The organism is Mesorhizobium sp. M2A.F.Ca.ET.042.01.1.1 (assembly GCF_003997405.1).
Taxonomy (GTDB): Bacteria; Pseudomonadota; Alphaproteobacteria; order Rhizobiales; family Rhizobiaceae; genus Mesorhizobium.
On sequence record NZ_RZRX01000007.1, the window covers coordinates 42,882 to 62,484 of the forward strand.

Annotated in this window: 34 protein-coding genes; 17 read left to right on the plus strand and 17 right to left on the minus strand. The window is 62.7% G+C overall.

The window, feature by feature from the left end:
• Window positions 1-34 precede the first annotated feature (34 nt).
• Together EOA23_RS02310 and EOA23_RS02315 are read right to left on the minus strand one after the other, a co-directional pair.
• The gene (locus EOA23_RS02310) at window positions 35-1,114 is read right to left on the minus strand and encodes a PAS domain S-box protein (RefSeq protein ID WP_245473968.1); all 1,080 of its coding nucleotides are present in this window, start codon (window positions 1,112-1,114) and stop codon (window positions 35-37) included.
• Window positions 1,115-1,165: 51 nt separating this feature from the next.
• A complete protein-coding gene (locus EOA23_RS02315) occupies window positions 1,166-1,411 on the minus strand; it encodes a hypothetical protein (protein ID WP_127302755.1) in 246 nt (81 codons plus the stop codon).
• Between the two features lie 269 nt (window positions 1,412-1,680).
• Here EOA23_RS02315 and EOA23_RS02320 point away from each other — a divergent pair, with 269 nt between their 5' ends.
• Window positions 1,681-2,019 carry a hypothetical protein gene (locus EOA23_RS02320; RefSeq protein WP_127302756.1) on the plus strand — a complete coding sequence of 113 codons (339 nt, stop codon included), beginning with the start codon at window positions 1,681-1,683 and terminating at the stop codon, window positions 2,017-2,019.
• Window positions 2,020-2,353: 334 nt separating this feature from the next.
• On the opposite strand, the gene EOA23_RS02325 is transcribed toward EOA23_RS02320, so the two are convergent.
• A complete protein-coding gene (locus EOA23_RS02325) occupies window positions 2,354-2,575 on the minus strand; it encodes a hypothetical protein (protein ID WP_245473970.1) in 222 nt (73 codons plus the stop codon).
• A gap of 106 nt (window positions 2,576-2,681) precedes the next feature.
• The gene (locus tag EOA23_RS02330) at window positions 2,682-2,891 is read right to left on the minus strand and encodes a cold-shock protein (protein ID WP_126064700.1); all 210 of its coding nucleotides are present in this window, start codon (window positions 2,889-2,891) and stop codon (window positions 2,682-2,684) included.
• 133 nt (window positions 2,892-3,024) lie between these two features.
• Here EOA23_RS02330 and EOA23_RS02335 point away from each other — a divergent pair, with 133 nt between their 5' ends.
• Window positions 3,025-3,351, plus strand: a complete 327-nt coding sequence (locus EOA23_RS02335; protein ID WP_127302757.1) for a hypothetical protein — start codon at window positions 3,025-3,027, stop codon at window positions 3,349-3,351.
• Window positions 3,352-3,359: 8 nt separating this feature from the next.
• On the opposite strand, the gene EOA23_RS02340 is transcribed toward EOA23_RS02335, so the two are convergent.
• Window positions 3,360-3,773 carry an HD domain-containing protein gene (locus tag EOA23_RS02340; protein ID WP_127302758.1) on the minus strand — a complete coding sequence of 138 codons (414 nt, stop codon included), beginning with the start codon at window positions 3,771-3,773 and terminating at the stop codon, window positions 3,360-3,362.
• Window positions 3,774-4,012: 239 nt separating this feature from the next.
• On the opposite strand from EOA23_RS02340, the gene EOA23_RS02345 reads away from it, so the two are divergent.
• The gene (locus tag EOA23_RS02345; RefSeq protein WP_126061401.1) at window positions 4,013-4,216 is read left to right on the plus strand and encodes a CsbD family protein; all 204 of its coding nucleotides are present in this window, start codon (window positions 4,013-4,015) and stop codon (window positions 4,214-4,216) included.
• A 60-nt stretch (window positions 4,217-4,276) separates the two neighbouring features.
• On the opposite strand, the gene EOA23_RS02350 is transcribed toward EOA23_RS02345, so the two are convergent.
• Window positions 4,277-5,527: a trimethylamine methyltransferase family protein gene (locus EOA23_RS02350; RefSeq protein WP_127302759.1), complete on the minus strand. Its 1,251-nt coding sequence runs from the start codon at window positions 5,525-5,527 to the stop codon at window positions 4,277-4,279.
• A gap of 229 nt (window positions 5,528-5,756) precedes the next feature.
• Between EOA23_RS02350 and EOA23_RS02355 the strand changes: the two genes are divergently transcribed.
• Window positions 5,757-5,948 carry a hypothetical protein gene (locus tag EOA23_RS02355; protein ID WP_127302760.1) on the plus strand — a complete coding sequence of 64 codons (192 nt, stop codon included), beginning with the start codon at window positions 5,757-5,759 and terminating at the stop codon, window positions 5,946-5,948.
• A 93-nt stretch (window positions 5,949-6,041) separates the two neighbouring features.
• Window positions 6,042-6,221, plus strand: coding sequence for a hypothetical protein (locus EOA23_RS02360; protein ID WP_127302761.1), 180 nt, complete (start codon window positions 6,042-6,044; stop codon window positions 6,219-6,221).
• A 105-nt stretch (window positions 6,222-6,326) separates the two neighbouring features.
• On the opposite strand, the gene EOA23_RS02365 is transcribed toward EOA23_RS02360, so the two are convergent.
• The 3 genes from EOA23_RS02365 to EOA23_RS02375 all read right to left on the minus strand — a co-directional run bounded on the left by EOA23_RS02365 (window position 6,327) and on the right by EOA23_RS02375 (window position 7,504).
• The gene (locus tag EOA23_RS02365; RefSeq protein WP_127302762.1) at window positions 6,327-6,569 is read right to left on the minus strand and encodes a hypothetical protein; all 243 of its coding nucleotides are present in this window, start codon (window positions 6,567-6,569) and stop codon (window positions 6,327-6,329) included.
• Between the two features lie 194 nt (window positions 6,570-6,763).
• Window positions 6,764-7,075, minus strand: coding sequence for a hypothetical protein (locus EOA23_RS02370; protein ID WP_127302763.1), 312 nt, complete (start codon window positions 7,073-7,075; stop codon window positions 6,764-6,766).
• Window positions 7,076-7,306: 231 nt separating this feature from the next.
• On the minus strand, window positions 7,307-7,504 hold the full coding sequence (locus EOA23_RS02375) for a hypothetical protein (RefSeq protein WP_127302764.1): 198 nt from the start codon (window positions 7,502-7,504) through the stop codon (window positions 7,307-7,309).
• A 105-nt stretch (window positions 7,505-7,609) separates the two neighbouring features.
• On the opposite strand from EOA23_RS02375, the gene EOA23_RS02380 reads away from it, so the two are divergent.
• A complete protein-coding gene (locus EOA23_RS02380) occupies window positions 7,610-8,008 on the plus strand; it encodes a hypothetical protein (RefSeq protein WP_126061404.1) in 399 nt (132 codons plus the stop codon).
• Window positions 8,009-8,154: 146 nt separating this feature from the next.
• Here EOA23_RS02380 and EOA23_RS02385 read toward each other — a convergent pair whose 3' ends face one another.
• Window positions 8,155-8,448, minus strand: coding sequence for a hypothetical protein (locus EOA23_RS02385; protein WP_126061405.1), 294 nt, complete (start codon window positions 8,446-8,448; stop codon window positions 8,155-8,157).
• A gap of 267 nt (window positions 8,449-8,715) precedes the next feature.
• Here EOA23_RS02385 and EOA23_RS02390 point away from each other — a divergent pair, with 267 nt between their 5' ends.
• Window positions 8,716-9,228 (plus strand): ferritin-like domain-containing protein, encoded by a 513-nt coding sequence (locus EOA23_RS02390; protein ID WP_127302765.1) that lies wholly within the window; start codon window positions 8,716-8,718, stop codon window positions 9,226-9,228.
• A gap of 115 nt (window positions 9,229-9,343) precedes the next feature.
• Entirely contained in the window at window positions 9,344-9,553 is a 210-nt protein-coding gene (locus tag EOA23_RS02395) for a hypothetical protein (protein ID WP_126061407.1), read from the plus strand.
• A gap of 49 nt (window positions 9,554-9,602) precedes the next feature.
• Here the strand turns inward: EOA23_RS02395 and EOA23_RS02400 are convergent, their stop codons facing one another.
• Complete coding sequence (locus tag EOA23_RS02400) at window positions 9,603-10,613, minus strand: YihY/virulence factor BrkB family protein (RefSeq protein WP_127302766.1); 1,011 nt, start codon at window positions 10,611-10,613, stop codon at window positions 9,603-9,605.
• A gap of 381 nt (window positions 10,614-10,994) precedes the next feature.
• Between EOA23_RS02400 and EOA23_RS02405 the strand changes: the two genes are divergently transcribed.
• From EOA23_RS02405 to EOA23_RS35530, 4 genes are all read left to right on the plus strand, one after another.
• Window positions 10,995-12,002, plus strand: a complete 1,008-nt coding sequence (locus EOA23_RS02405) for a PAS domain-containing sensor histidine kinase (RefSeq protein WP_127302767.1) — start codon at window positions 10,995-10,997, stop codon at window positions 12,000-12,002.
• A 6-nt stretch (window positions 12,003-12,008) separates the two neighbouring features.
• Window positions 12,009-12,365: a response regulator gene (locus tag EOA23_RS02410; RefSeq protein WP_127302768.1), complete on the plus strand. Its 357-nt coding sequence runs from the start codon at window positions 12,009-12,011 to the stop codon at window positions 12,363-12,365.
• Window positions 12,366-12,458: 93 nt separating this feature from the next.
• Window positions 12,459-13,049, plus strand: coding sequence for an NAD(P)H-dependent oxidoreductase (locus EOA23_RS02415; protein WP_127302769.1), 591 nt, complete (start codon window positions 12,459-12,461; stop codon window positions 13,047-13,049).
• Between the two features lie 384 nt (window positions 13,050-13,433).
• The gene (locus EOA23_RS35530) at window positions 13,434-13,601 is read left to right on the plus strand and encodes a hypothetical protein (RefSeq protein WP_189341475.1); all 168 of its coding nucleotides are present in this window, start codon (window positions 13,434-13,436) and stop codon (window positions 13,599-13,601) included.
• Between the two features lie 17 nt (window positions 13,602-13,618).
• On the opposite strand, the gene EOA23_RS02420 is transcribed toward EOA23_RS35530, so the two are convergent.
• Window positions 13,619-13,867, minus strand: coding sequence for a hypothetical protein (locus EOA23_RS02420; RefSeq protein ID WP_126061411.1), 249 nt, complete (start codon window positions 13,865-13,867; stop codon window positions 13,619-13,621).
• Between the two features lie 559 nt (window positions 13,868-14,426).
• Here EOA23_RS02420 and EOA23_RS02425 point away from each other — a divergent pair.
• Window positions 14,427-14,612, plus strand: coding sequence for a hypothetical protein (locus EOA23_RS02425; RefSeq protein WP_127302770.1), 186 nt, complete (start codon window positions 14,427-14,429; stop codon window positions 14,610-14,612).
• A gap of 24 nt (window positions 14,613-14,636) precedes the next feature.
• Here the strand turns inward: EOA23_RS02425 and EOA23_RS02430 are convergent, their stop codons facing one another.
• Together EOA23_RS02430 and EOA23_RS02435 are read right to left on the minus strand one after the other, a co-directional pair.
• Window positions 14,637-14,936, minus strand: a complete 300-nt coding sequence (locus EOA23_RS02430) for a hypothetical protein (protein WP_127302771.1) — start codon at window positions 14,934-14,936, stop codon at window positions 14,637-14,639.
• Window positions 14,937-14,952: 16 nt separating this feature from the next.
• Window positions 14,953-15,990: an SDR family oxidoreductase gene (locus EOA23_RS02435; RefSeq protein ID WP_127302772.1), complete on the minus strand. Its 1,038-nt coding sequence runs from the start codon at window positions 15,988-15,990 to the stop codon at window positions 14,953-14,955.
• Window positions 15,991-16,147: 157 nt separating this feature from the next.
• On the opposite strand from EOA23_RS02435, the gene EOA23_RS35535 reads away from it, so the two are divergent.
• Window positions 16,148-16,324 carry a hypothetical protein gene (locus EOA23_RS35535; RefSeq protein WP_189341476.1) on the plus strand — a complete coding sequence of 59 codons (177 nt, stop codon included), beginning with the start codon at window positions 16,148-16,150 and terminating at the stop codon, window positions 16,322-16,324.
• Between the two features lie 206 nt (window positions 16,325-16,530).
• A complete protein-coding gene (locus EOA23_RS02440) occupies window positions 16,531-16,830 on the plus strand; it encodes a DUF982 domain-containing protein (protein ID WP_127302773.1) in 300 nt (99 codons plus the stop codon).
• Between the two features lie 23 nt (window positions 16,831-16,853).
• Here the strand turns inward: EOA23_RS02440 and EOA23_RS02445 are convergent, their stop codons facing one another.
• Window positions 16,854-17,573 carry a Crp/Fnr family transcriptional regulator gene (locus tag EOA23_RS02445; RefSeq protein WP_126061415.1) on the minus strand — a complete coding sequence of 240 codons (720 nt, stop codon included), beginning with the start codon at window positions 17,571-17,573 and terminating at the stop codon, window positions 16,854-16,856.
• Between the two features lie 152 nt (window positions 17,574-17,725).
• On the opposite strand from EOA23_RS02445, the gene EOA23_RS02450 reads away from it, so the two are divergent.
• Window positions 17,726-17,959, plus strand: a complete 234-nt coding sequence (locus EOA23_RS02450; RefSeq protein WP_042642798.1) for a hypothetical protein — start codon at window positions 17,726-17,728, stop codon at window positions 17,957-17,959.
• A 35-nt stretch (window positions 17,960-17,994) separates the two neighbouring features.
• A complete protein-coding gene (locus tag EOA23_RS02455) occupies window positions 17,995-18,888 on the plus strand; it encodes an alpha/beta fold hydrolase (protein ID WP_127302774.1) in 894 nt (297 codons plus the stop codon).
• Window positions 18,889-18,934: 46 nt separating this feature from the next.
• Here EOA23_RS02455 and EOA23_RS02460 read toward each other — a convergent pair whose 3' ends face one another.
• Both EOA23_RS02460 and EOA23_RS36035 read right to left on the minus strand, forming a co-directional pair.
• Complete coding sequence (locus tag EOA23_RS02460; RefSeq protein WP_126061417.1) at window positions 18,935-19,210, minus strand: hypothetical protein; 276 nt, start codon at window positions 19,208-19,210, stop codon at window positions 18,935-18,937.
• A 208-nt stretch (window positions 19,211-19,418) separates the two neighbouring features.
• On the minus strand, window positions 19,419-19,603 hold a 185-nt coding region (locus EOA23_RS36035; RefSeq protein ID WP_210212465.1), incomplete at its 5' end, for a hypothetical protein.

The window sequence follows — 19,603 nt, forward strand, 5'->3', positions numbered from 1 at the left end:
AATCACATCGGCGCCGGCCACCGCGAATAGACGCTCAAACGGCGATGTCGCTGTCGGTCTCGGCGCCGAGCTGCGGAACGATGATTGCCTCGAGCGGCGCGTCGAGCGCCCATTTCAAACTGCCGGGCGAGCGTTCGAGATGGGAAGAACCACCCAGCGACTGCGGAGCCACCCGCTGCAGCACCACCGTGCCGAAGCCCTTGCGTTCGGCGGCCCCCTTCTCCTTGCCATTCCTCTCAGCGACCGCAATTCCTGGCGCGCCGGACGTCTCCTGCCACAGAAGGTGAAACCGCCGCCGCGCATCCGGCCCCGTCTCGACCGTCCAGGTGATTTCGACATGGCCCCCGTCGACGGCAAGGGCGCCATATTTGGAGGAATTGGTGCCGAGCTCATGGAAGGCCATGCCGAGATTCTGCACCGCATTCGACTGCAGCGTCAGCAGCGGCCCGGACAGCGAGATGCGTTCCTCGTGGCCGAAGGGCTTCAGATGCTCCTGGACCAGATCGAACAGGCTGGCGCCGGCCCATTCCGAGGTCACCAGAAGGTCGTGCGAGCGCGACAGCGCCATGATGCGCGCGCGGATCATCTGCTCGAACTCAGCGGGATCGGTCGAGCGCTTGCTGGTTTCCCTGACCATCGACAGGATGACCGCGAACTGGTTCTTCACGCGGTGGTTGACCTCGCGCATCAGGAGCCGAATACGGCGCTCGCTTTCCTTGGCGCCGGTGATATCGCGGGCGATCTGCGAGGCGCCGACGATCTCGCCGGCGTTGTTCCTGATGGGAGAGACGGTGATCGACACCGCGATCAACGAGCCGTCCTTGCGCTTGCGCGTCGTCTCAAGGCTGCCCACGCCCTCGCCCCGGCGGATGCGGCCGATGATCTCGGTTTCCTCGCTGTGCATGTGGTCGGGGATCAAGATCAGAATCGACTTGCCGATCACCTCCTCCGCGCTGTAGCCGAACATCCGCTCGGCCGCGCGGTTCCAATCGGTGATGACGCTGTTGAGGTCCTTGCCGATGATGGCGTCATAGGAAGAGTCGACGATCGCCGCGAGGCGCGCGTCGGCATTGGCGTTCGGACGAAAGATCCCCCCTGTACCGGTCATGCGCATCAAATAGGGCCGCCCGCAATCAAGGCAACGTATCCGCTGGGTCGCATCCGCTTACGGCTTCGAGTCGCCGGGACTATCGCCGGCCGCCCTGTCCGCAGATATCACGCCGAAATCCTGCGACTTCACGCCCGCATTCGCCGTCAGGAACCCATCCGAGGCCAGCCCTCGACGCAAAAGCTCGCGGACCGCGGCCGAACGGCTCGGCATGCGCTTTTCGAAACGCCAGTTCTCCAGCGCCGCCAACTCCTCGTCGGTCAGCATGATCTGCAATCTTTGCGGCCGTTCCAGCTCAGCCATGCCTGCCTCCTTGACAGACAAAAATGCTACGAATGAGTAACTTGCTCATTGTGAGTAGAAGTAGGGTCTGTCTCATAGGACGTCAAGAATGGCCAAGCTGTGAAAGACGGCACAAGCTAACGATGCCAACGATGCGCCGAAACCACATTTGTTGTTCTATGCTAACTTGTTGATTTTATTTCATCTTTCTAGCTTTTTTTGCTTGCAATCCGTGACCATCGGGCGCATGCTGGAAATCGAGGGATAACCTCCAGGAAAGGAGGCAGTCCATGTTCCAACGATTTTCCATCCGCCTGCGCGACGATGCCCACCACAGGGTCCAAAAGGCCTTGCGAACCAAGGGGATCGTCAACATCATCCGGCTTTCCGAAGAGATCAGGCTGGATCATCTGGCCGAGAACATCGCTCGCGAGGACATCGAAAGCCTGGTGATGGAGGTATCACAGCTCTACGGGGCGCCGATCGAGTTCGACGACGAGGCCCTGACGGCGCTCGATCTGCCGGAGGTGCTTAAGCCCGACAATGGCAACGCCCTTGAAAAGGTGCTGGATGGGCGCATGTCCGGCGATGAGATCACCATCAACGTGCTGCATATGAAACGGTGCTAAGCGCGTCGCGTCTGACCGACCTCAATCGACCGCCTATCGCGGTCGTCATCCACGGGCGGAGCAAGGAGCGAAGCGACGCGCGCAGACCCGAGGATCCATGCCGTGACTTGGAAGCGCCGCGGCCGTCCACAAATTCTGCACCGTTGCACACCTCGGTCCAGGTAACGGAATGGATTCCAGGGTCTGCGCGCGTCGCTGCGCTCCTTGCTCCGCCCTGGAATGACCAGGTTCAGAAGCCTCCAGCTCATCGCCAACGTTTGCGCTGACTACCCGGCGGACGTTGATAGCCTTGCCATTAAAGCCTGCAATGTTTCAACATCACTGCGTTGAGGAACTATGCCTTCTTCGCGCGCTTCGGAGCGGCTTTCCTTGGCAGCACCACTGGCGCTTCGGCTTCCTGCGCCAGCCTCGCCGCGCGCAAGCGCTCGGTCTTGGCCGCCCTTTCCTTGGCTTCCAGGTCCTGAATCTGCCGAGCGACACGAGAGGTCGTGTCGGTCTTGGCTTCCGTGCGGGATGGGACCGGCTTGAACAGGCCGGTATCCGGTAGCGACTTCATTGTCATCTCCTTAATCAAAAAAGGCCGGGCAAAGCCCGACCTTCTCCAACGCGCCTCTGCGGCCAATGCCAGTACATCCGTGGTCAAGGACCGCGAGGCGCCGTGATCAGGCGGCTTGCAAATTCTCGGCCGAGCTTTTGCCGCTGCGGGCATTCTTCACGACGTCGAAGCTGATCTTCTGGCCTTCGACGAGGGAGCGCAGCCCTGCGCGCTCTACGGCCGAGATGTGCACGAACACGTCCGGCTGGCCGCCGCCCTGCTCGATAAAGCCAAAACCCTTGGTGGAATTGAAAAACTTCACCGTTCCAGTAGTCATTGCGATCTCCTTACAAATCGACGCAAAATGATACGCGCCCGGCAACCGCCAAGCGACGAATTCTTCGAAATTGAGAGGGAAGATCGTAGGGGCGCATTTTGCGCGAAAACAACGTTCTTTCAGCAAGATCGATTTGCCCTATATAGCTCTTAATTTCCTCAGCGACAAGGGCTCCGGGCAGAATACTTCAAACCGCGGTCCGACCAAACCAAAGCAGTTCCCGCCGGAACGGTCGATCCGACAGAGCGTTGGTTTCCTGATTCAACGAGCGGGTTTCCTGAATGGGGCAGCAATGGCCAAAAGGGACAACAATCCACCCTCTCACGACGTGGTGCAGCGCCTGGTGCGGGAGACGGGCATCAGCGAGGCACAGGCGCGCGATCTCGTCCGCCTTATCGGCCTGGACTGGAGTTCTCTTGTCCGCGAGGCCAAGTTGATCGCTTCCCCGCCCCGGGATTAAGTCCGGATTCAGTTCCTGGATTCCAGCTGGTCGAGGATGGCGAGGCCGGTTTCGTATTTCTCGGGCGCTGCGCCCGCCTGGTGCGCCTGCCAGAGATTGTCGCGCAGATCGGCTATCTTCACCGGCAATGCCAGCTCGTTCGAGGCGGCGCGGCAGAGGAAGCCTTCCTCGCTCTCGTCCATGCGCCGCGTCAGCGCATCGACCGCGGCCACCACCGGCTGGCCGAACCCGGCGCCCTGCAGCCTCTCCAGGGTCCAGCCGTCGCCTTTCTCGACAACGTCGTGCAGGTAGGCGACGGTCTTTTCGTCCAGCGTCTCGACGGCCTCGGCAACGCGCCTCAGATGTTCGATATAGGGCCGACCGGTCTTGTCCTTCTGGCCGCGATGAGCCTGCTCGGCGATGTTTGCTGCTTCGTGAAGCATGATCCTTCCAATCTCGTCACAATAGAGCCCGCCCCGGCGAGGGACGGCCGAGGCGGGCTTGCTCGGGTCTGGACCCGGTCGGTGGCGCGCCTTTCGCGGGGGAGCGGGGCTGCGCGCCATCCTGCCCTCCAGAACAGCGGCGCCGGGCGAATGTTCCCGCCCGGAGAAAAAGACTTGTCCGCAGGAACCTCGCGATCGCGATGCCGTTAGCCCTGCGTATCCAACAGGAGGTACGGCAAATGGATTGGAACCGCGTCGAAGGCAATTGGAAGCAGGTGAAGGGCAAGGTCAAGGAACAGTGGGGCAAGCTCACCGACGACGATCTCGATCGCATCGCCGGAAAGCGCGACCAGCTCGAAGGCAAGATCCAGGAACGCTACGGCATCGAGAAGGATCGCGTGCGCCGCGACATCGATGACTGGTACAGCCGCCAAGGCTGGTGACAGCCCACGCCCCGAAGCAAAGGGCGCTGCCGCGCGGCAGCGCCCTTTTTGCTGAGCGGTTCAGGATAGGGCGAGGCGGCCGCGTATCTCCATCTCGATCTCCCGATCGAGCGGCATCGGCAAATCGGCCGGCTTGCCATAGCCGAGTTCCGCCAGCGCCGCGGCGTCGCGGCGGAATTTTGCGAGCGACACCGTGCGGCCCTGCTCCAGCCAGCCGGCCGCGTGAAGGATGAAGTGCGCCCCCGACGCCAGCGCCGCCGACACCACCCTGCCCCCTTCGGCGCCGGATTGCGCGTCGTCCACCTTGGCCGAGGTGATGGCGCCGTCGCCACGCACCGGCACACCGAGCCGCCTGCCCAACTCAGCGGCGTGAAACTGGACGAGCTGCGAGGCCGGATCGCCGAAGTTGGGCAGCATCCGGCGCATGTCGAAAGGATAGGCCAGGATTCCCATCACCACCGGTGCACCCGGACGCCAAAGCTGCGCAAGCGCAAGGCCCGCCAGCACCTCGGCATAGCCCTGGATGAGCGCGCCGGCCACCGTGACCGGGGCCGTGGCGCCCATCATCATGTAGGACGAGACCATGCTTGCCTCGCCCTTCAACGCGATCGTCCGCAGGCACTTCAACGGATTCGGCCAATAGGTGAGCGGCGGCGTGGCGTTGATCAGGTGGAGAAGGTTGCATTCGCCGGGAAGCGACGGCCGCCCGACCGCAGCCGCGGTCAGGTCGATCACCGCCTCGGCCGCCGCCGGCGAAGCGATGCTGCCCATGAGCGGCTTGTCGGAAGAGGTGAGGTGGGCAAACAGCATCTCCAGCGGCCGCCGGTCCTCGGCGACGTCCTCCATGACGCAGATCATCTGCCCGGTATTGGTCAGCCCGGGAGCGGCATGCGCGGCTGCGACAAGCTCGCCATAGATGCGCCGGCTGCCGGGGACTCTCGTCCCATCGTCGAGCACGACATTAGGCGCGCCGTAGATTGGCGCGAAGACAGGCGCCGCTCCCGCTCCGACCGGCGTATCCCGTGCCGGATTCCTGCCGCGCAGCAGGAACCTTGGCGGCGCATGCCGGCGCACGATGCGGCGCAGTTCAGCCCCGTCCAGACGCACGACATCGCCGGTCGCCATGCCGCCAGCCTGCTTCAAGAGATCGATGGTCTCCGGATCGTTCAGAAAGCGGATGCCGGTTTCCTCGAGCACCCGGTCGGCCGCCTTCTCGATTGTTTCCAGGCCGGCCTCGTCGCTTCCGGTACGATAGGCCGCTGCAATAAAATCTGCCGCCGCGCGATGTTCCGTTGGCCATGAAGCCGGCATGAGTTGACCTCGACCTGGCCGGCAGCAAGAGTGAAGTCACGGACATGCCAGCCTCGTCGGATTATCCGGATTCGGCACCCGGGCGCGACGCTCCTCTCGCGCCATTCGGCGTCGCTTTCCACAGGTCAAGACCGTCCAGGCATCCCGCCATGCGGCAGCCGGGGCTGAAATTCGACTTGGCCCTGGTCGGGGCTGGAACCTTCATTCGCGGTCCGCATTTGTTGTCGCCATGGATATCTTCGACGCAAATTCTCTGGTCATCGAGCGCGCAAAGGCCCTGCGCGCCGAAAACAGCCGCATACGGGAACTGGCTTGGGCGTATGTGGAGCAATCCAGGGCCCTCGCCCAGCAGTTGGCAGCAATTCGGAACCATTCAAGCCGGGCATTGCCGATGATGGGCGACTTGACTGAGATCGAATGAGCCCTAGGTAGCGCAGATCGCTGGTAACCCCACTGGACACCATTAGCGGCTGAGAGACGACGAACGCGCTCCCGTCTGAACACGGAGAGCGCCATGCGCCAAACCAGAACTGCGTTGCCTCGGGCACGCGAACACTTCCAGGATCAACTCATCCAAGGCAGCAAGGACGCGATCAAGCGCTCACGGGAATTGCTGCGCCGCACCGAGCGCCTGGTGCGCTCGGGAGTGCCGATTGTCTCGGAACAGCCTTCCAACGAAGTCCCTAATCCCTAGAGCGATTGCAGATCGCGGAAATTCGACCCGACCTATCTCTCGATGACCCGCGAGCCGCGTTAACGCGCCCTTCCCCACCCGCTGCGCTTTTCCGGCCGACGCCCATCAGTCGCCGCGTCGTTTCCGGTGCGGAGACTCCTGATTCTCGCCGCGCAGCATCTGCCTGTCGTCGGGATCGATCAGATCGCGCTCGCCGGGCTTCAACGCGCTGCCTTTCGCGCGGGCGGCCCGCTCCTGGCTAGGCCGCTCCAGCTCTTCCTTGGCGTTGAAATCCTTTCCGGCGTTCTTGGTGTTGACGCGCTCCTCGATGATGCGTTGCTGCTGGTCGTGCGTTGTCTTGCCTGCCATGACGGTCTCTCCTGTGCTGAACCAATCTCTCAAATGGAGAAGCCCGCCCGGAGGATGAGCGGGCGGGCTTCGATCGGGAGGATTGGAACCCGATGGCGGCGGGCTTCGGGGATGCCGCCGCGGACCAAACCGGCGAGCGGCGCTTATGTTCCGGCCTGCCTGAGCTCAACTGAGCCTGGCGCGCTACAACCCGCTCACGCGCTACCGCCAGCGAGCGGTGACAAATCACGATTGCGCAGCGGAACAAGTCCAGGCGCTTCCGGTTTCGCATTGATCAGGACTGCGTGAAAATGGCCCAGGATCGACGTCACAACGAAGCTCTCGCCAGGTTGCTGAGACAGCAGTTTTCCAGCGAGTCTTTGAGACGGCACCTGCGCGCGTGGCCACTTTTTCGAGTTGACCGTCAGCTTCCCGAGCGCCTTCGAGCCCTGCTTGAAAGGCTCGGGCGAAGGAGCGGTCGAAATCACAAAGGAGATGACAACCGCTGAGAGGCCAAGTTCGGGCAATCAGCAGAGGCGCGGTTAAGACTTCGGTCCAGACCGCGCGGGACCGTGGGCCCACACCGGGAACGGAAGCCACTTGCTCCCGTTGGTCGAAGGCGAAAGCTGCACAGGCAGCGCCTCATTCAAGAATTGAGAGAGAAGACATGAACAACATCATCTGGCTCGTAGGAGCAATCGTTATCGTCCTTGCCATCCTCGGATTCCTCGGCATCCGGTGACGCTTGCGGGCCGCACTTAATTGAGAAGCCGCTCCCGATGCGCGATGTGTAGTTCCTGCGTAACTTCGAACAGATCGAGCAGTTCCACCGCCAGCTCGGCCGGTGCGCCTAGCTCGGTGAGGCGATCGATGATCTCTCGCTGGCGGGAGATATGACGCGCTCCCGTGCGGATATGACGATTGAGCATCTGAATCTGGGTTTCGGAGCTAGCCATCTGGTCCCAACGTGAGGGTGAGGATCGTCTCGCAACACGGTATTGTGCGCCCGCGATCGTGCGTCGGCTTTGATCTTCATCAATTTCCCGAGGAGCCTGGTCGTCATGGCGCGCCTCGACTCCTCTCTGCCACGGGGATATGATTTCAAGGCTCGGAGGGCGAGCCTGATGGACCGCTTTATCGCCAGGGAGAACATCAAGCACTTCGTGGACCGCCTTCAAACGGAGACGGACGATTGCACCAGAGCGACGGTTCAAAGGTTGCTGATTGCTGAAGAGGACAAATTCGCGAAATTGTCCGAACGGCTGGACATGGTTGACCAGAACATCCTCAGGATCGCCGACCTCGCAGTGCTACAGCGGGCAAAGGTCAACGACATGCGCCTTGATGGCGACGGCGCGGCATTGGCTCACCGACACCTCGAAAACCTCGAGCAATTATACGAGCTCTTTGTCACCAGCCGGCAACGCGTAGTCATTATGATGGATAAGTCCAGCCTATAGCCGGCAGCCGGTCGAACACGCGCCCTCTGAACAAGATCTTCCGTTGCGGCCAACCGGTCCCCGCTGCCTTGAGCCTGTGTTGGCCCGGCGCCACGATAACAAAAACGGCGGCCGAAAGAGCCGCCGTTCCTGTCTGTCGACCGGCCTCAGTTTGCGCCGCCGAGTTCCTTGGTCATCTTGCAGAAATTGTCATGCTGCTTGGCGATGGTCTCGTCGCCGCAATCCTTCTTGATCGAGGTGCGGTCTTCCTCGGTCATGGCCAGCCATGCCTTCTTGAACTCATCGCCGGATCTCATCGTCTTCATCCCCGCATCGGTGAAGAAAGGCGCCATCTTTTGCGGGTCGTCCAAGGCCGATGTGCCTTTGGCGCTACTGGCCATCGCCGCGCTGGTCGCGAGCGAAAGCGCGAGTGCGCTCATGCAAAGAATCTTGGTATTCATTTTTCTTCTCCCTGCCTTCATTGGAAACAACTGCTGTTCAACAGCGCTTGTGCTGGCAAAAAGTTCCAGGCGGAATCAAAGAATGCAGCCGCGCGAATTGCCGCCCCGAGGACGGTCGGTCTGCCCGCTTCGGTCGGCTCGTTTGTTCGGGCGGCGGTCAACAACAAATGAGAGTTTCCCGGGCGCTTTCACAGGAAAATTCTGTTGGGAACAAGTTCGAAAAAACTGTGTTGGGGTTGGTTATCCACCCACTCAGGAGATGCAGACATGCCGACAACGAAAGCGGCCTCGAACAAGGGCCTCAACGAACTTTTCCACGACACGCTGAAGGACATCTATTTCGCAGAGAAGAAGATCCTGGCAACGCTGCCCAAGATGGCCAAGGCAGCGCAGGACGAGGCGCTAAAGGCCGCCTTCGAAAAGCACCGCGGCCAGACCCAAGAACATGTCGCGCGTCTCGAGGAAGTGTTCGAGGTGATCGACAAGAAGCCGGTGGGCAAGACTTGCCAGGCGATCATGGGCATCACCGAGGAAGGCGCCGAGATCATGGAAGAGTACAAGGGCTCGCCCTCGCTCGACGCAGGCCTGCTGGCCGCGGCGCAGGCTGTCGAGCATTATGAGATTTCGCGCTACGGCACGCTCAGGACCTGGGCGCAGGAACTCGGCCTGGCCGAGGCCGTCACCTTGCTCGACCAGACGCTGAACGAGGAGAAGGAAACGGACGTCGCGCTCACCAAGCTCGCCGAGTCCGCGGTCAACGTCGCGGCAGAGGCAGCCTGAGTTCGAGCAAGCTGCGACGCGGCACGGGAAGGCAAGCCTGCAGGCGCGCCTTCCCGAACCTCGCCATGGAACTTCAGCGCCGGCCGCGAGTTGCCATAGGGCGGAAACTCTGGCGATGACAAAAGCGTCGCTCCACCTCCTGAAGGGCACAGGTTATCTGATCTCGACGGTCAGCGTGATATTGCTAGCCATCGTAAGCTGGTCGAGCGCATCGCAAAGTCCGTTGCTGGTTGCCTGCCTGCTCGGCGGCGCCGCGACATCGATCGCCGGCATGTTCTGCCGCTGGCTATCCTACCAAATCGAGAAGCGCTTGAACGACCGGTAAGGCATACGCCCTTTTCCAGGTCGGGGGCCGAATTGCTGGACACTCAGTTTTATCGCGGGCGGTTCGGCCTGTTGGCGCCGGTTTGCGACATCAGCACGGTGATCAAGCAGGCGATGACAATCCAGACGGCGACTTCGATGCCGGAGGCGCCGCGCACCGGCGGCGGGGCGGTGGCGGCTGCCGGCGGATCGGCGGCCACCGCTGGCGCGAGGTCCGGCCGGCTGCCGCGGCGCAGCGAATAGGCGCGGGTGATCTCGGCGCCGAAGAGGAAGATCTGCGCCGAATAGTAGACCCAGACCAGCACCACCATCAGGGCTCCGGCCGCGCCATAGGAGGTGGCGATGGCGCTGGTGCCGATGTACCAGCCGATGAGCGACTTGCCGATGGTGAAGAGCAGCGCGGTAACCAGCGCGCCGACGCCGACATCGCGCCATTTGAGCTCCCTGTCGGGCAGGACCTTGTAGATCGCGGCGAAGAGGAACGCGATCAGCGCGAAGGAGACGATCGTGTTGATGGCGCTGACGATCAGTTCTCCGAAAGGCAGGCTCCGGTTGATGATCTCGCCCAGCGCCGCGATGGCCGTGCTGGCCGCGAGCGAGACCAGGAGCAGGAAGCCGAGCGCAGCCACGAGGCCGAGGCTCGCCGCCCTCGCCCTTACAAGGCGCGACAGCGACGCCCCGTTGGGCTTCACCTTCCAGATTTCGTTGAGCGACTGCTGCATCTCGCCGAAGACGCCCGACGCCGTGACCAAAAGCGTCACCACTCCGATCAGCGTGGCAAGCGCGCTCGACCAGCCATGCGAAGCGGTTTCCAGCGTGGCCTTCAGCAGGTCGGCGCTCTGTGGCCCCATCACGCCCGATATCTCGGCCGACAGCGCCAACTGGGCGGCATCGTTGCCGATGACGAAACCGGCGATCGCGACGACGATCAACAGGATCGGCGCCAGCGACGTGGTGGCGTAGAAAGCCATCGCCGCGCCATGGCTCAGCGCATTGTCATCGATGTAGCCGCTGACGCTTTCCTTCAGTATGACCCAGCCTTCGTCGACCCAGCGCGGCATCGCCCCCTCACCTGTTTCGGACACGGATCGAGCGCGGTTCGGTGCCGGCTTTGTCGGACTGCATATTTCCTGCCATTGCTGACAAGCCCTTTGTTGAGCGGGCCGGGTGGGACAAGAGCTCGACTGCCTTTTCGTTGGCCAGGGCGAGAAGCCGGAGAAACCAGCCCTGTTCTCTTTGCCACCAGGTCCGGCTGACGCGGCCCGCCAATCACAACCCGGCGCGGCCGCTATGGTTCCGGGAACACCTGAAGGCCGGAGGCTCGAGCAATGCGGCCCAGCGCCGATGCCATAAAGCGCGTTGCGCGATCTTCGCTTTGGGGAAGCGCAGTTGTAAGATCGGCGGCAAGCTTATAGCCTGTCGGCCCAACGGGTATTTCGGCAATGGACTTGGAAGACCTCTACCGGATCCTGCGGACAGGTCACGTGCAGGCCCAAGGCATTGTCGACACTGTTTCCGATCCCATGCTGGTGCTGGACTCAGCCCTGACCGTCCAGAGCGCCAACCGCGCCTTCTTCAGAACATTCGCGGTCGAGCGTTACGACACGATCGGACAGCATCTGTACGACCTCGGCAACGGTCAATGGGATATTCCCGAGCTGCGACATCTCCTTGGAGAGGTGATCCCGAAAAGCTCGGCGGTGATCGACTACAAAGTGGAGCATGATTTCCCGCATATCGGGAAGAAAGTCATGCTGCTTACAGCGCGCACCGTGTTCAATCCGGACAATGTCAGCCACCTCATGTTGCTGTCGATCGTCGACATTACGGACAGAAGCCGGAAAGAAGCGGAGTTCGAAGCGGTCTTTGGAGAATTGCGCCACCGGCTCAAGAACCTGCTCGGGCTGGTGCGGGCGCTGGCCAACCAAACGAGGACGGAAGGCATTTCGGCAGAGGAATATCGCACCGCGTTCCTCGGCCGGCTGCAAGCCGTTGTGGATGCAAATGACCTGGCATTCAGCGATCATGGTGAAGATGGTCTCGAAGCCCTGGCGGCGCGCGCGACGAAACCCTTCCAAACCGCTCCCGAGACGATCATCATCGAGCCCGGCCCGTCGGTGACCCTGGCGTCGAAGGAGATAATGTCGCTAAGCCTTCTGCTGCACGAACTGGCAACCAACGCCCTCAAGTATGGCGCTTTGTCAGCTCCGGCCGGGACGGTTCGAATTCGATGGGAGGTCGAGCAAGGCGATCATCCATTGCTGCGCCTGTCCTGGCGCGAGAGCGGCGGCCCGCCTGTACGCAAGCCCACCTCGACTGGGTACGGAACCCAGCTCATTCAATTCGCCATCGCATACAATCTCGGTGGCAAGGTGGAACAGAATTATCGAACCGAAGGTTTCGAAGCAGAGATCGTCGTCCCCCTCGAAAGGGCCGCTCGCCCAGATTGATGGCCGGTGCAAAAGACCATCCTGATCGTCGAAGATGAATTCATCATCGCGATGGATCTTAAGGTCATGCTCGAGCGCCTGGGATGGCGGGTCCTGGGACCGGTCCCCAGAGTCGCACAGGCGCTCCGCCTGCTGGAAGACGAACTGCCGGCGGTGGCCTTGCTCGACGTGAATTTAGGCGACCATCTCGTCACGCCCGTAGCCGAGGCCTTGCGCAGCCGCGGCGTGCCTTTCGCGGTGGCGAGTGCTTATGACAAGCCGGAACTCTTCGGCGGGGCCGTCCTGGGGACGGTACCCAATGTCGGGAAGCCCACATCGGAGTGGGTCCTCGTGGAGGTTCTGGCGAAGCTCTCGCCGCCCTGAGCTCGCGGCGCTCCGCTCTCGCGTCGAAGCCTAGGCAAAGCAACGGCGTTCGACTAGCCTTGAAGCGGGATCAGAGGCGCGTGGGGGCAAGCGATGAAGGTCAATGTCGTCTACGCGCATCCGGCGCAGGACAGCTACGTGGCCTCGCTTCACAGGCGAGTCTTGGGGGTCCTCAAGGCCAGGGGCGACGAGGTCGTCGACTTGGATCTTTATGCCATGAAATTCGATCCCGTGATGCAGGTCGAGGAGTTGAAGGGGCACGCCGGTGCATCGCCAGCACCTGCGGAACTGCAGGTCTATATCGACGCGTTGCAATGGGCCGAGGCTTGCGTGTTCTGTTTCCCGACCTGGTGGTCGGGCATGCCTGCTGTGCTCAAGGGATATTTCGACCGCGTGTGGCGGCCGGGCGTCGCCTTCGACCTGCCGACGGATGGCGGCACGATCAAGCCGGCGCTTATGAACATCCGCCGGATGGGCGTCGTCACCACCTTCGGCTCGCCATGGTGGTACACCAGGCTCTACATGCAGGACCCCGGCAGGAAGGTGCTTTTGCGCGGCTTGAAATCCATGTGCGGACGCACGGAGAAGCACCTCTATCTGCCGAAATACTCGGTGGAAAGCATCTCCCACGAGGAACGGGAAAAGTTCGCCCGCAAGGTGGAGCAGCGGTTCGAGCGTTTTTGATCGGCCCCGCAGACGCGGACCACCTCCGTTCTGAATCTATGAGACACTCCGCTGCTTTGTTGGCGAACTATGGATGGTGCGCGTCGATCATTGCGACCGTGTATTCGAAGCAACCGATGGATCGGCCATGTTGCGGTCCATTGCGCGAAAACGATCTCGACGGTTAACAAATGTGGATGCCCGGCCGGTGCCACATGAGCATCATGTCGGCGTTCGCCCCTGGCGGGGCCGAGCTCAAGCCACCTTCTCCCGCTGGCTCATGCCAGCGGGCTTTTTTGCGTCGCGCTTCTCCGGGCTTTTTGCTCTTACCAAACCGTTTCGAGCTCGGCCTAACGAAACCTCTCCTGGCTTTGCGCTTTACTTGTAGAGCGATGGAGAGTGCGCATGCAGAACGACGGGCACGACGAAAAAGTCGATAGCCGACTGCTGGCCGGGAAGCTGGCCAAGGAAGTGGGTATAACCGAGGCGCAAGCGAGGGAGCTAATCCATATGATCGGCTTTGACTGGACGTCCCTCGTCCGCGAAGCCCGCTTTTTGAAAGACAGGCATTGACCGGGAGCCGACCCTGCTTATGCGAGCCGCCTGATGCGGCCGCTTGCCAGGCGAAACACGCCGTCGGTGCCTCCCTGTCGCTCGAAGTCGGTCTGGATTTCGTCCCACGTGCCAAGATATGCCCCGCACTCGGCGCAATGGATCGGCGTTGAGGATTGGGCGTTCCTGGGGATGTTCAACCGGATCGTTCCGCAGTGCGGGCATTCCAGACGGTGATCGAGATACTCACCCTTCGCGGCATAATGGCCGCCTCGTCCGTCGCTCATCGAAGCTGCACTTCCCTTGATAGGTTGGGCGAAAGCGTGATGGGCTCTTCCGGCGCGCGCTTGCCTTTGCTCTGTGCGGCGACTGCTCGAACTTACACCTTCGGCGGGGTGACGCCCTAACATATGATTGGGCGAGCGATCACGGTTGGTCGCCGGCAACGTTTGCCGGACCTGTCCTGCCCAAGCCGGTTCCGACCGGGAATGTCTGTCAATCCCGCAGCTTCCTCGCTGACGCCCGAGGGTCTTGCGGTCGTTGCCGTGTTCGCTGATCAGCTCTGCGAACCTGCTCAGGAGTGGACCCGATAGTGCTTCGCGCAGTAGCGCACCTCATGCTTCCTCGCCCGCCGACACGCGGTCGCGGTATCGAAAGTCGCGTTTGGTCCTCTCGCCCGTCATGGCCGTTCCTCCTGGTCAGAGTGAACAGCGACATAGCCGGAATATTCCAAGGGGCTTTTTCCGCAGAAACCAATCAAACCGGCCCGGGCGCAATCGGCGATTTGCAACAGCAGGCATTGCATCTATATTTAGCTGACTAAGTGATTCATGGCGCGGTGAGCCGATGGCCAAGAAGAAAAACAAACCGACCTCTTCCGGCGTTGCGGAGGCCTCGCGCGCCGAGATCCACGAAGCCACCTATTTTGCCCGCAAATGCGGCCTCACCCGCGACGAGGCCCTGCAGATGATCCGCGAGGCGCACGCCTCGCCGGTCCTCAAGCCGGCCGAGAGCGAGAAGCGCAAGCACTGATCCTTATCGTTCAAGGGGCGGGCCTCACTGCCCAGTCTGCGGCGGCACCTCGCCCGGCTTGATCACCGGCATCTCGCTGCCGGTCGGCGGCGGGGTCGTCGCGTTCTTGTCGCCGGTCGGCGGCGGCTTCAGCACGCCGCCGCAATTGCCGAGCTGTTTCGACAGCTCATCCGTATCGGCCTCTTGCTTCTGTTTCTGCTGCTGGTCGTTGGCGTCCGGCTTGGCCTGGCAGTTCTGCGTCTGCTGATCCGGCTCGGCCGTCTGCGCCGCCACCGGCAGTGCCGGCATCAGCGCGAAGGCCGCGATGAGAAGCGCTTTTTTCATGGGATCCTCCTGGTGGTCAGTAGCCCCCAATGATCGGCAGGATCTCGCCGGTGATGTAGCTGGAGCATTGCGGCGAGGCCAGGAACACATAGGCCGGCGCGATCTCCTCCGGCTGGGCGGGCCGCTTCATCGGCGTCTTGGCGCCGAACTGCGAAACATCCTCCGCCTGCTTTTCCGACGGGTTGAGCGGCGTCCAGACCGGACCGGGCGCCACCGCGTTGACGCGGATGCCCTTGGCGATCAGGTTGCCGGAGAGCGCGCGCGTGAAGGCGTGGATGCCGCCCTTGGTCATCGAATAGTCGACCAACTCCTTCGAGCCTTCGATACCGGTGACGGAACCGGTGTTGATGATCGCCGAGCCTGGTTTCATTTGCGGCACGGCTTCCTGCGCCATGTGGAAATAGCCGTAGAGATTGGTCTTCAGCGTGGTGTCGAAATGCTTTTCTGTGAGATCGGCGAAGTCGGCCGAATGAACCTGGAAGGCCGCGTTGTTGACGAGCACGTCGAGCCTGCCGAAGGCCTTGACGGTCTCGACCACCGCCTTGCGGCAGAAGGCGCGTTTGGCGACGTCGCCGCGCAGGGTGATGCAGCGCCTGCCCTCGGCCTCGACCGCCTGCTTCGTCGCCTTGGCGTCGCGGTCCTCGCTGAGATAGACGATGGCGACATCGGCGCCTTCGCGCGCGAACAGCACGGCCACCGCGCGGCCGATGCCGGAGTCGCCGCCGGTGACGAGCGCGACCTTGTCCTTGAGCTTGCCTGATCCTTGCCAGAACGGCGCGTCATAGAGCGGCGCCGGGTCGATCGCCCATTCCTCGCCGGGCTTGGGATGATGCTGCTTCGGGAAAGGCGGCACGGGGTACCTGCGCGCGCCGGCCTGCATGGCGCCCGAAGCTTTCGGCTTCGGCTTGCTGCGATCGGTGGCATCGACCTGGCGCTGGACGCTGCGCTGCCTGCGCGCGGTCTTTGCGGCGTCCGGCTTCTGCCCGGTGACCGATTTCTGGGCTGCGTCTGATTTCTGGGCTGCGTCTGATTTCGTTCGGCTGCTGGTTGGCATGATGGTCTCCTTTCGGGAGACAACGCATGTCGGCGCAAAAGGTTGGCCCCGGTTCGTCGCCCGTCGAGAAGCCCGCGGATACATCAAAGTTAAATGCGGCTGACCGGTCCAGGGTGCTAACCCTGGGCCATTGGGGGGACTCTCGAGGAGGAGTCCCATGGACGTTCGAACTTTCATCGGCAGCCTGTCGGCCGCTTTGCGGCGCCGGCGCGGCGCCACGCCGCCACCCCCCGTGAGGGTGATCCGCGCTTCGCTCGCTGATGTGCCGCTGAGGCCGCGTCCGCGGCCGCCGCACCGGCCGGCGCCGCCGATCCGGCCCGCGAGCAACATGTAACCTCGCGCTTGTCTCGCCGACTGGCCGGCCGGATGCAACCGACCGGCGACATCCTCGTTTAGGCCCATCCTCAATCTTGTGGTGCACCATGAAATCCTTGCCTATCAATAGCCCTCTTCTCATCCTCGCCGCCGCCATGATCACCGTGGCGCCCTTTGCCGGCCTTGCCTGGCGCACGCGTGAATGGCTCGGATGGTGAGGACCCGATGAGCCGTTTCCTCCCCCTCACCATCCGCTTCGTCAGCGGCGGCACGATGGTGGTCACCACGGTGGCCGAGGCCAAGAAGGCGCTCGCCGGGACATGGAAGAACAAGGAAGCGCCGGACTATCTCAAGGCGGCGCGGCTGGTGGACGATGCGATCGCCGGCACCTGCCGGCCGGCCATCGCCTTTGCCGCCTTCAAGAAGGCCGCCGCGCAGCAGGGGCTGCTGAAGGAGGCCGCGCCGAGCGCCGCGCTCACCATGCTGGACGAGTTGTGGTCACGGTCCAAGGTTCCGCCAAGCTAGAAGGCCGCTCCATCCTGGCCGCTCTATCGCGGCTCGCGCGACATGCTGAGATAGGTCGGATCGAATTCGGCGATCGTGACCAGCCGCTCCCAGTCGAGGATCGTGATCATATGGTTGGTCCAGCTGATGACGTTCATGCGTCGCAGCGTTCCGATCACCCTGTTCATATGGACGACGGACAGGCCCAGCACGTCGGCGAGCTGGGCCTGCGACAGCGGCAGGTGGAAGCTCATGTCGCGCGTCTTCTTCACCACCTGAAGCCTGACGAACAGCTCGCATATCAGATGCGCGAGATGGGACAGCTTTGAGCGGCGCCCCATGGCCACGATCCATTCGCGGTGGATGGCACCATCGACCAGCGTGTCCAGCCAGAGCAATCGGGTGAGATGCGGCGCCTGCTCGGTGATCGTCTTGAGCTTGCTGTGCTCGGCCGCCGCCACATGACAGGGTGATAGCGCGATGATGCCGTGATCCATCGTCTTGAGCAGGAATGCATGCAGGTCCACGAAATCGCCCGCGACCTGCAGCGAGGTGAACTGGCGACCCCCGTCCTCCAGAACCTTGTAGCGGGCGGCCAGCCCGTCGATGATCAGGGTGCTGTAGGTCGGCCTGCTTCCTTCGACAACGATATCCTCTCCCACGCCGAAATATTTCTCGATCGACAGGGTCGATGTGAGCAACGCTTTCTCTTCGTCCGAGAGCGCGTCGTGCTGGCCGAGATTGAGATAGAGTGATTCCAGCATCCGGCTGCCTCCATTCGCCACTGCTAACGCCGTAGGCCGACGCTGGTTGCGAGGATTCCGCGCCTTAAGGTGGCCGATTCTCCCTCTGGATCAGATGTTTGGAACCATGATCGCGCCCGCGAATTGACCGTCGGATTGGGACCGACGTACCGATGCAACGCTTCTATTTCGACCTTTACAACACCGAGCACAGCCAGGAAGATACCGAGGGACAGCTCTTCGCCAACCGCGAGCGTGCCGGCATGGAGGCACTGCGCATCCTGCATGACGTCGCCCGCGACGAGATGCCGGGCGGCAGGCATCTGACCATCACGGTCAAGGTGCTCGACGAAAAGCGTGACCAGATCTTCGAAGCGTCGCTGACGCTGGATTCGGCCTGGACCTGACGCGGCCGGCGCCGGTCCAGACACCGGAGGCAAGCATGTTCGACGATTTCGACAGCCGTGAGATCGACGCGGGTGAGGCCAGGATCTTCGCCCGCCGCGGCGGCGCCGGCCCCGGCCTGCTTCTGCTGCACGGCTTTCCGCAGACGCATGCGATGTGGCGCGAGGTCGCGCCAATCCTGGCGCGGGATTTCACGGTCGTCTGCGCCGATTTGCGCGGCTATGGGCGAAGCTCTTGCCCGCCATCGGCCGCCGATCATGCGCCCTATGCCAAGCGCGCCATGGCCGCCGACATGGTGGCGCTGATGGAGAAATTGGGTTTCCGGCGCTTCATGGTCGCCGGTCACGATCGCGGCGGGCGTGTCGCCTACCGGCTGGCGCTCGACCATCCGGATCGCGGCGAGAGGCTCGCTGTGCTCGACATCATCCCCACCGCCGATGCGTGGGACCGCGCCGACGCAAGACTGGCCCTCGGCTACTGGCCGTGGTCGTTGCTGGCGCAACCCGAGCCGCTGCCGGAGACGATGCTCGCGGCCGCCGCCGATGCCATCGTCGACAATGCGCTTTCCGGCTGGGGATCGTCGCCCGACGCGTTCCCGCCCGGGGTGCGGCAACTCTATGTCGACGCGCTGCGCGACCCGGCGCACATCCATGCCATTTGCGAAGAATATCGCGCGGCGGCGTCCCTCGACCGCGCGCATGACCATGCCGACAGGAAGACCGGCCGGCACATCGCCTGCCCGCTGCTGGCGCTATGGAGCGAACATGGAGCGCTGGCCGAGTGGTACGTTGACCAAGGCGGCCCGGAGGCGCTGTGGCGGAACTGGGCCGACGACGTCAGCGGCGGCGCCTTGCCCGGCGGTCATTTCTTTCCGGAGGAGTCGCCGATCGAAACGGCAGCCACGCTCGACGCATTCTTCTCCGGAAGATAGCCCTGCGGGCGTTGGCGCCGGCCCGCCAGGCGCCCGACGGGACGGCTCACGCAAGCATCAGGTAAAGCAACGGCGCGGCCGCCAAGCCGATCGCCATTGCGATAAGCGCGGCATGGCCCAGACGCTCCGCGCGCCTGGCGATGTCGGCTATCTCAGCCTCATCATTGATGTCGTCGAGGAATGAAAGATCGAAAGGCGCGGCAGGTTGGTTGTCGTTGGCAGGCGGGGTTTCGACAGCCTGCCGGTTGGGCTTTGCAGAGATATAGGTCAAAACGTCGTCTCGCTCCGGGGCCGGCTTCGCGGCCTTCTTGTTCGTGGACATTGGTGCCCGCCGACTTGCGCGGGGGGCGATCGGCGGGCACCAGTACGGTCGGCGATGAAGGGGTTTTCTCGTCGGCCGGTCACCAATTCGCAGAAAGCCCATTGGTTGCACAAGCCAGTCCAATGCGCTTGCCGGGTCGGACTTCAGTCGGGCGGAGTCACGAAATATTTCGGGCGGAACATCGGTTGCCGGCGCTTGTTCCCCCTACTCAAGGATGTCGAACGCGTCCTTGATTCAACCCTGAAGAACAATCCGAACCAACGGAGAATTGGATATGCCCAATCAAGGCGGAACCCACGAACAGCACGTCAAGGCCGGCCAGCAGAGCCACAAGAACCGCGACGATCAGCGCCGCGGCGGCGGACAGCAGCAGGCCGAGGACCGCAATATGGG

Excerpts from the sequence above, each read along its gene's own strand:
- EOA23_RS02310 (WP_245473968.1), bottom strand. The coding sequence starts at position 1,114 with ATGCGCATGACCGGTACAGGGGGGATCTTTCGTCCGAACGCCAATGCC.
- EOA23_RS02315 (WP_127302755.1), bottom strand. The coding sequence starts at position 1,411 with ATGGCTGAGCTGGAACGGCCGCAAAGATTGCAGATCATGCTGACCGAC.
- EOA23_RS02320 (WP_127302756.1), top strand. The coding sequence starts at position 1,681 with ATGTTCCAACGATTTTCCATCCGCCTGCGCGACGATGCCCACCACAGG.
- EOA23_RS02325 (WP_245473970.1), bottom strand. The coding sequence starts at position 2,575 with ATGAAGTCGCTACCGGATACCGGCCTGTTCAAGCCGGTCCCATCCCGC.
- EOA23_RS02330 (WP_126064700.1), bottom strand. The coding sequence starts at position 2,891 with ATGACTACTGGAACGGTGAAGTTTTTCAATTCCACCAAGGGTTTTGGC.
- EOA23_RS02340 (WP_127302758.1), bottom strand. The coding sequence starts at position 3,773 with ATGCTTCACGAAGCAGCAAACATCGCCGAGCAGGCTCATCGCGGCCAG.
- EOA23_RS02345 (WP_126061401.1), top strand. The coding sequence starts at position 4,013 with ATGGATTGGAACCGCGTCGAAGGCAATTGGAAGCAGGTGAAGGGCAAG.
- EOA23_RS02350 (WP_127302759.1), bottom strand. The coding sequence starts at position 5,527 with ATGCCGGCTTCATGGCCAACGGAACATCGCGCGGCGGCAGATTTTATT.
- EOA23_RS02355 (WP_127302760.1), top strand. The coding sequence starts at position 5,757 with ATGGATATCTTCGACGCAAATTCTCTGGTCATCGAGCGCGCAAAGGCC.
- EOA23_RS02360 (WP_127302761.1), top strand. The coding sequence starts at position 6,042 with ATGCGCCAAACCAGAACTGCGTTGCCTCGGGCACGCGAACACTTCCAG.
- EOA23_RS02365 (WP_127302762.1), bottom strand. The coding sequence starts at position 6,569 with ATGGCAGGCAAGACAACGCACGACCAGCAGCAACGCATCATCGAGGAG.
- EOA23_RS02375 (WP_127302764.1), bottom strand. The coding sequence starts at position 7,504 with ATGGCTAGCTCCGAAACCCAGATTCAGATGCTCAATCGTCATATCCGC.
- EOA23_RS02380 (WP_126061404.1), top strand. The coding sequence starts at position 7,610 with ATGGCGCGCCTCGACTCCTCTCTGCCACGGGGATATGATTTCAAGGCT.
- EOA23_RS02385 (WP_126061405.1), bottom strand. The coding sequence starts at position 8,448 with ATGAATACCAAGATTCTTTGCATGAGCGCACTCGCGCTTTCGCTCGCG.
- EOA23_RS02390 (WP_127302765.1), top strand. The coding sequence starts at position 8,716 with ATGCCGACAACGAAAGCGGCCTCGAACAAGGGCCTCAACGAACTTTTC.
- EOA23_RS02395 (WP_126061407.1), top strand. The coding sequence starts at position 9,344 with ATGACAAAAGCGTCGCTCCACCTCCTGAAGGGCACAGGTTATCTGATC.
- EOA23_RS02400 (WP_127302766.1), bottom strand. The coding sequence starts at position 10,613 with ATGCCGCGCTGGGTCGACGAAGGCTGGGTCATACTGAAGGAAAGCGTC.
- EOA23_RS02405 (WP_127302767.1), top strand. The coding sequence starts at position 10,995 with ATGGACTTGGAAGACCTCTACCGGATCCTGCGGACAGGTCACGTGCAG.
- EOA23_RS02415 (WP_127302769.1), top strand. The coding sequence starts at position 12,459 with ATGAAGGTCAATGTCGTCTACGCGCATCCGGCGCAGGACAGCTACGTG.
- EOA23_RS35530 (WP_189341475.1), top strand. The coding sequence starts at position 13,434 with ATGCAGAACGACGGGCACGACGAAAAAGTCGATAGCCGACTGCTGGCC.
- EOA23_RS02420 (WP_126061411.1), bottom strand. The coding sequence starts at position 13,867 with ATGAGCGACGGACGAGGCGGCCATTATGCCGCGAAGGGTGAGTATCTC.
- EOA23_RS02425 (WP_127302770.1), top strand. The coding sequence starts at position 14,427 with ATGGCCAAGAAGAAAAACAAACCGACCTCTTCCGGCGTTGCGGAGGCC.
- EOA23_RS02430 (WP_127302771.1), bottom strand. The coding sequence starts at position 14,936 with ATGAAAAAAGCGCTTCTCATCGCGGCCTTCGCGCTGATGCCGGCACTG.
- EOA23_RS02435 (WP_127302772.1), bottom strand. The coding sequence starts at position 15,990 with ATGCCAACCAGCAGCCGAACGAAATCAGACGCAGCCCAGAAATCAGAC.
- EOA23_RS35535 (WP_189341476.1), top strand. The coding sequence starts at position 16,148 with ATGGACGTTCGAACTTTCATCGGCAGCCTGTCGGCCGCTTTGCGGCGC.
- EOA23_RS02440 (WP_127302773.1), top strand. The coding sequence starts at position 16,531 with ATGAGCCGTTTCCTCCCCCTCACCATCCGCTTCGTCAGCGGCGGCACG.
- EOA23_RS02445 (WP_126061415.1), bottom strand. The coding sequence starts at position 17,573 with ATGCTGGAATCACTCTATCTCAATCTCGGCCAGCACGACGCGCTCTCG.
- EOA23_RS02450 (WP_042642798.1), top strand. The coding sequence starts at position 17,726 with ATGCAACGCTTCTATTTCGACCTTTACAACACCGAGCACAGCCAGGAA.
- EOA23_RS02455 (WP_127302774.1), top strand. The coding sequence starts at position 17,995 with ATGTTCGACGATTTCGACAGCCGTGAGATCGACGCGGGTGAGGCCAGG.
- EOA23_RS02460 (WP_126061417.1), bottom strand. The coding sequence starts at position 19,210 with ATGTCCACGAACAAGAAGGCCGCGAAGCCGGCCCCGGAGCGAGACGAC.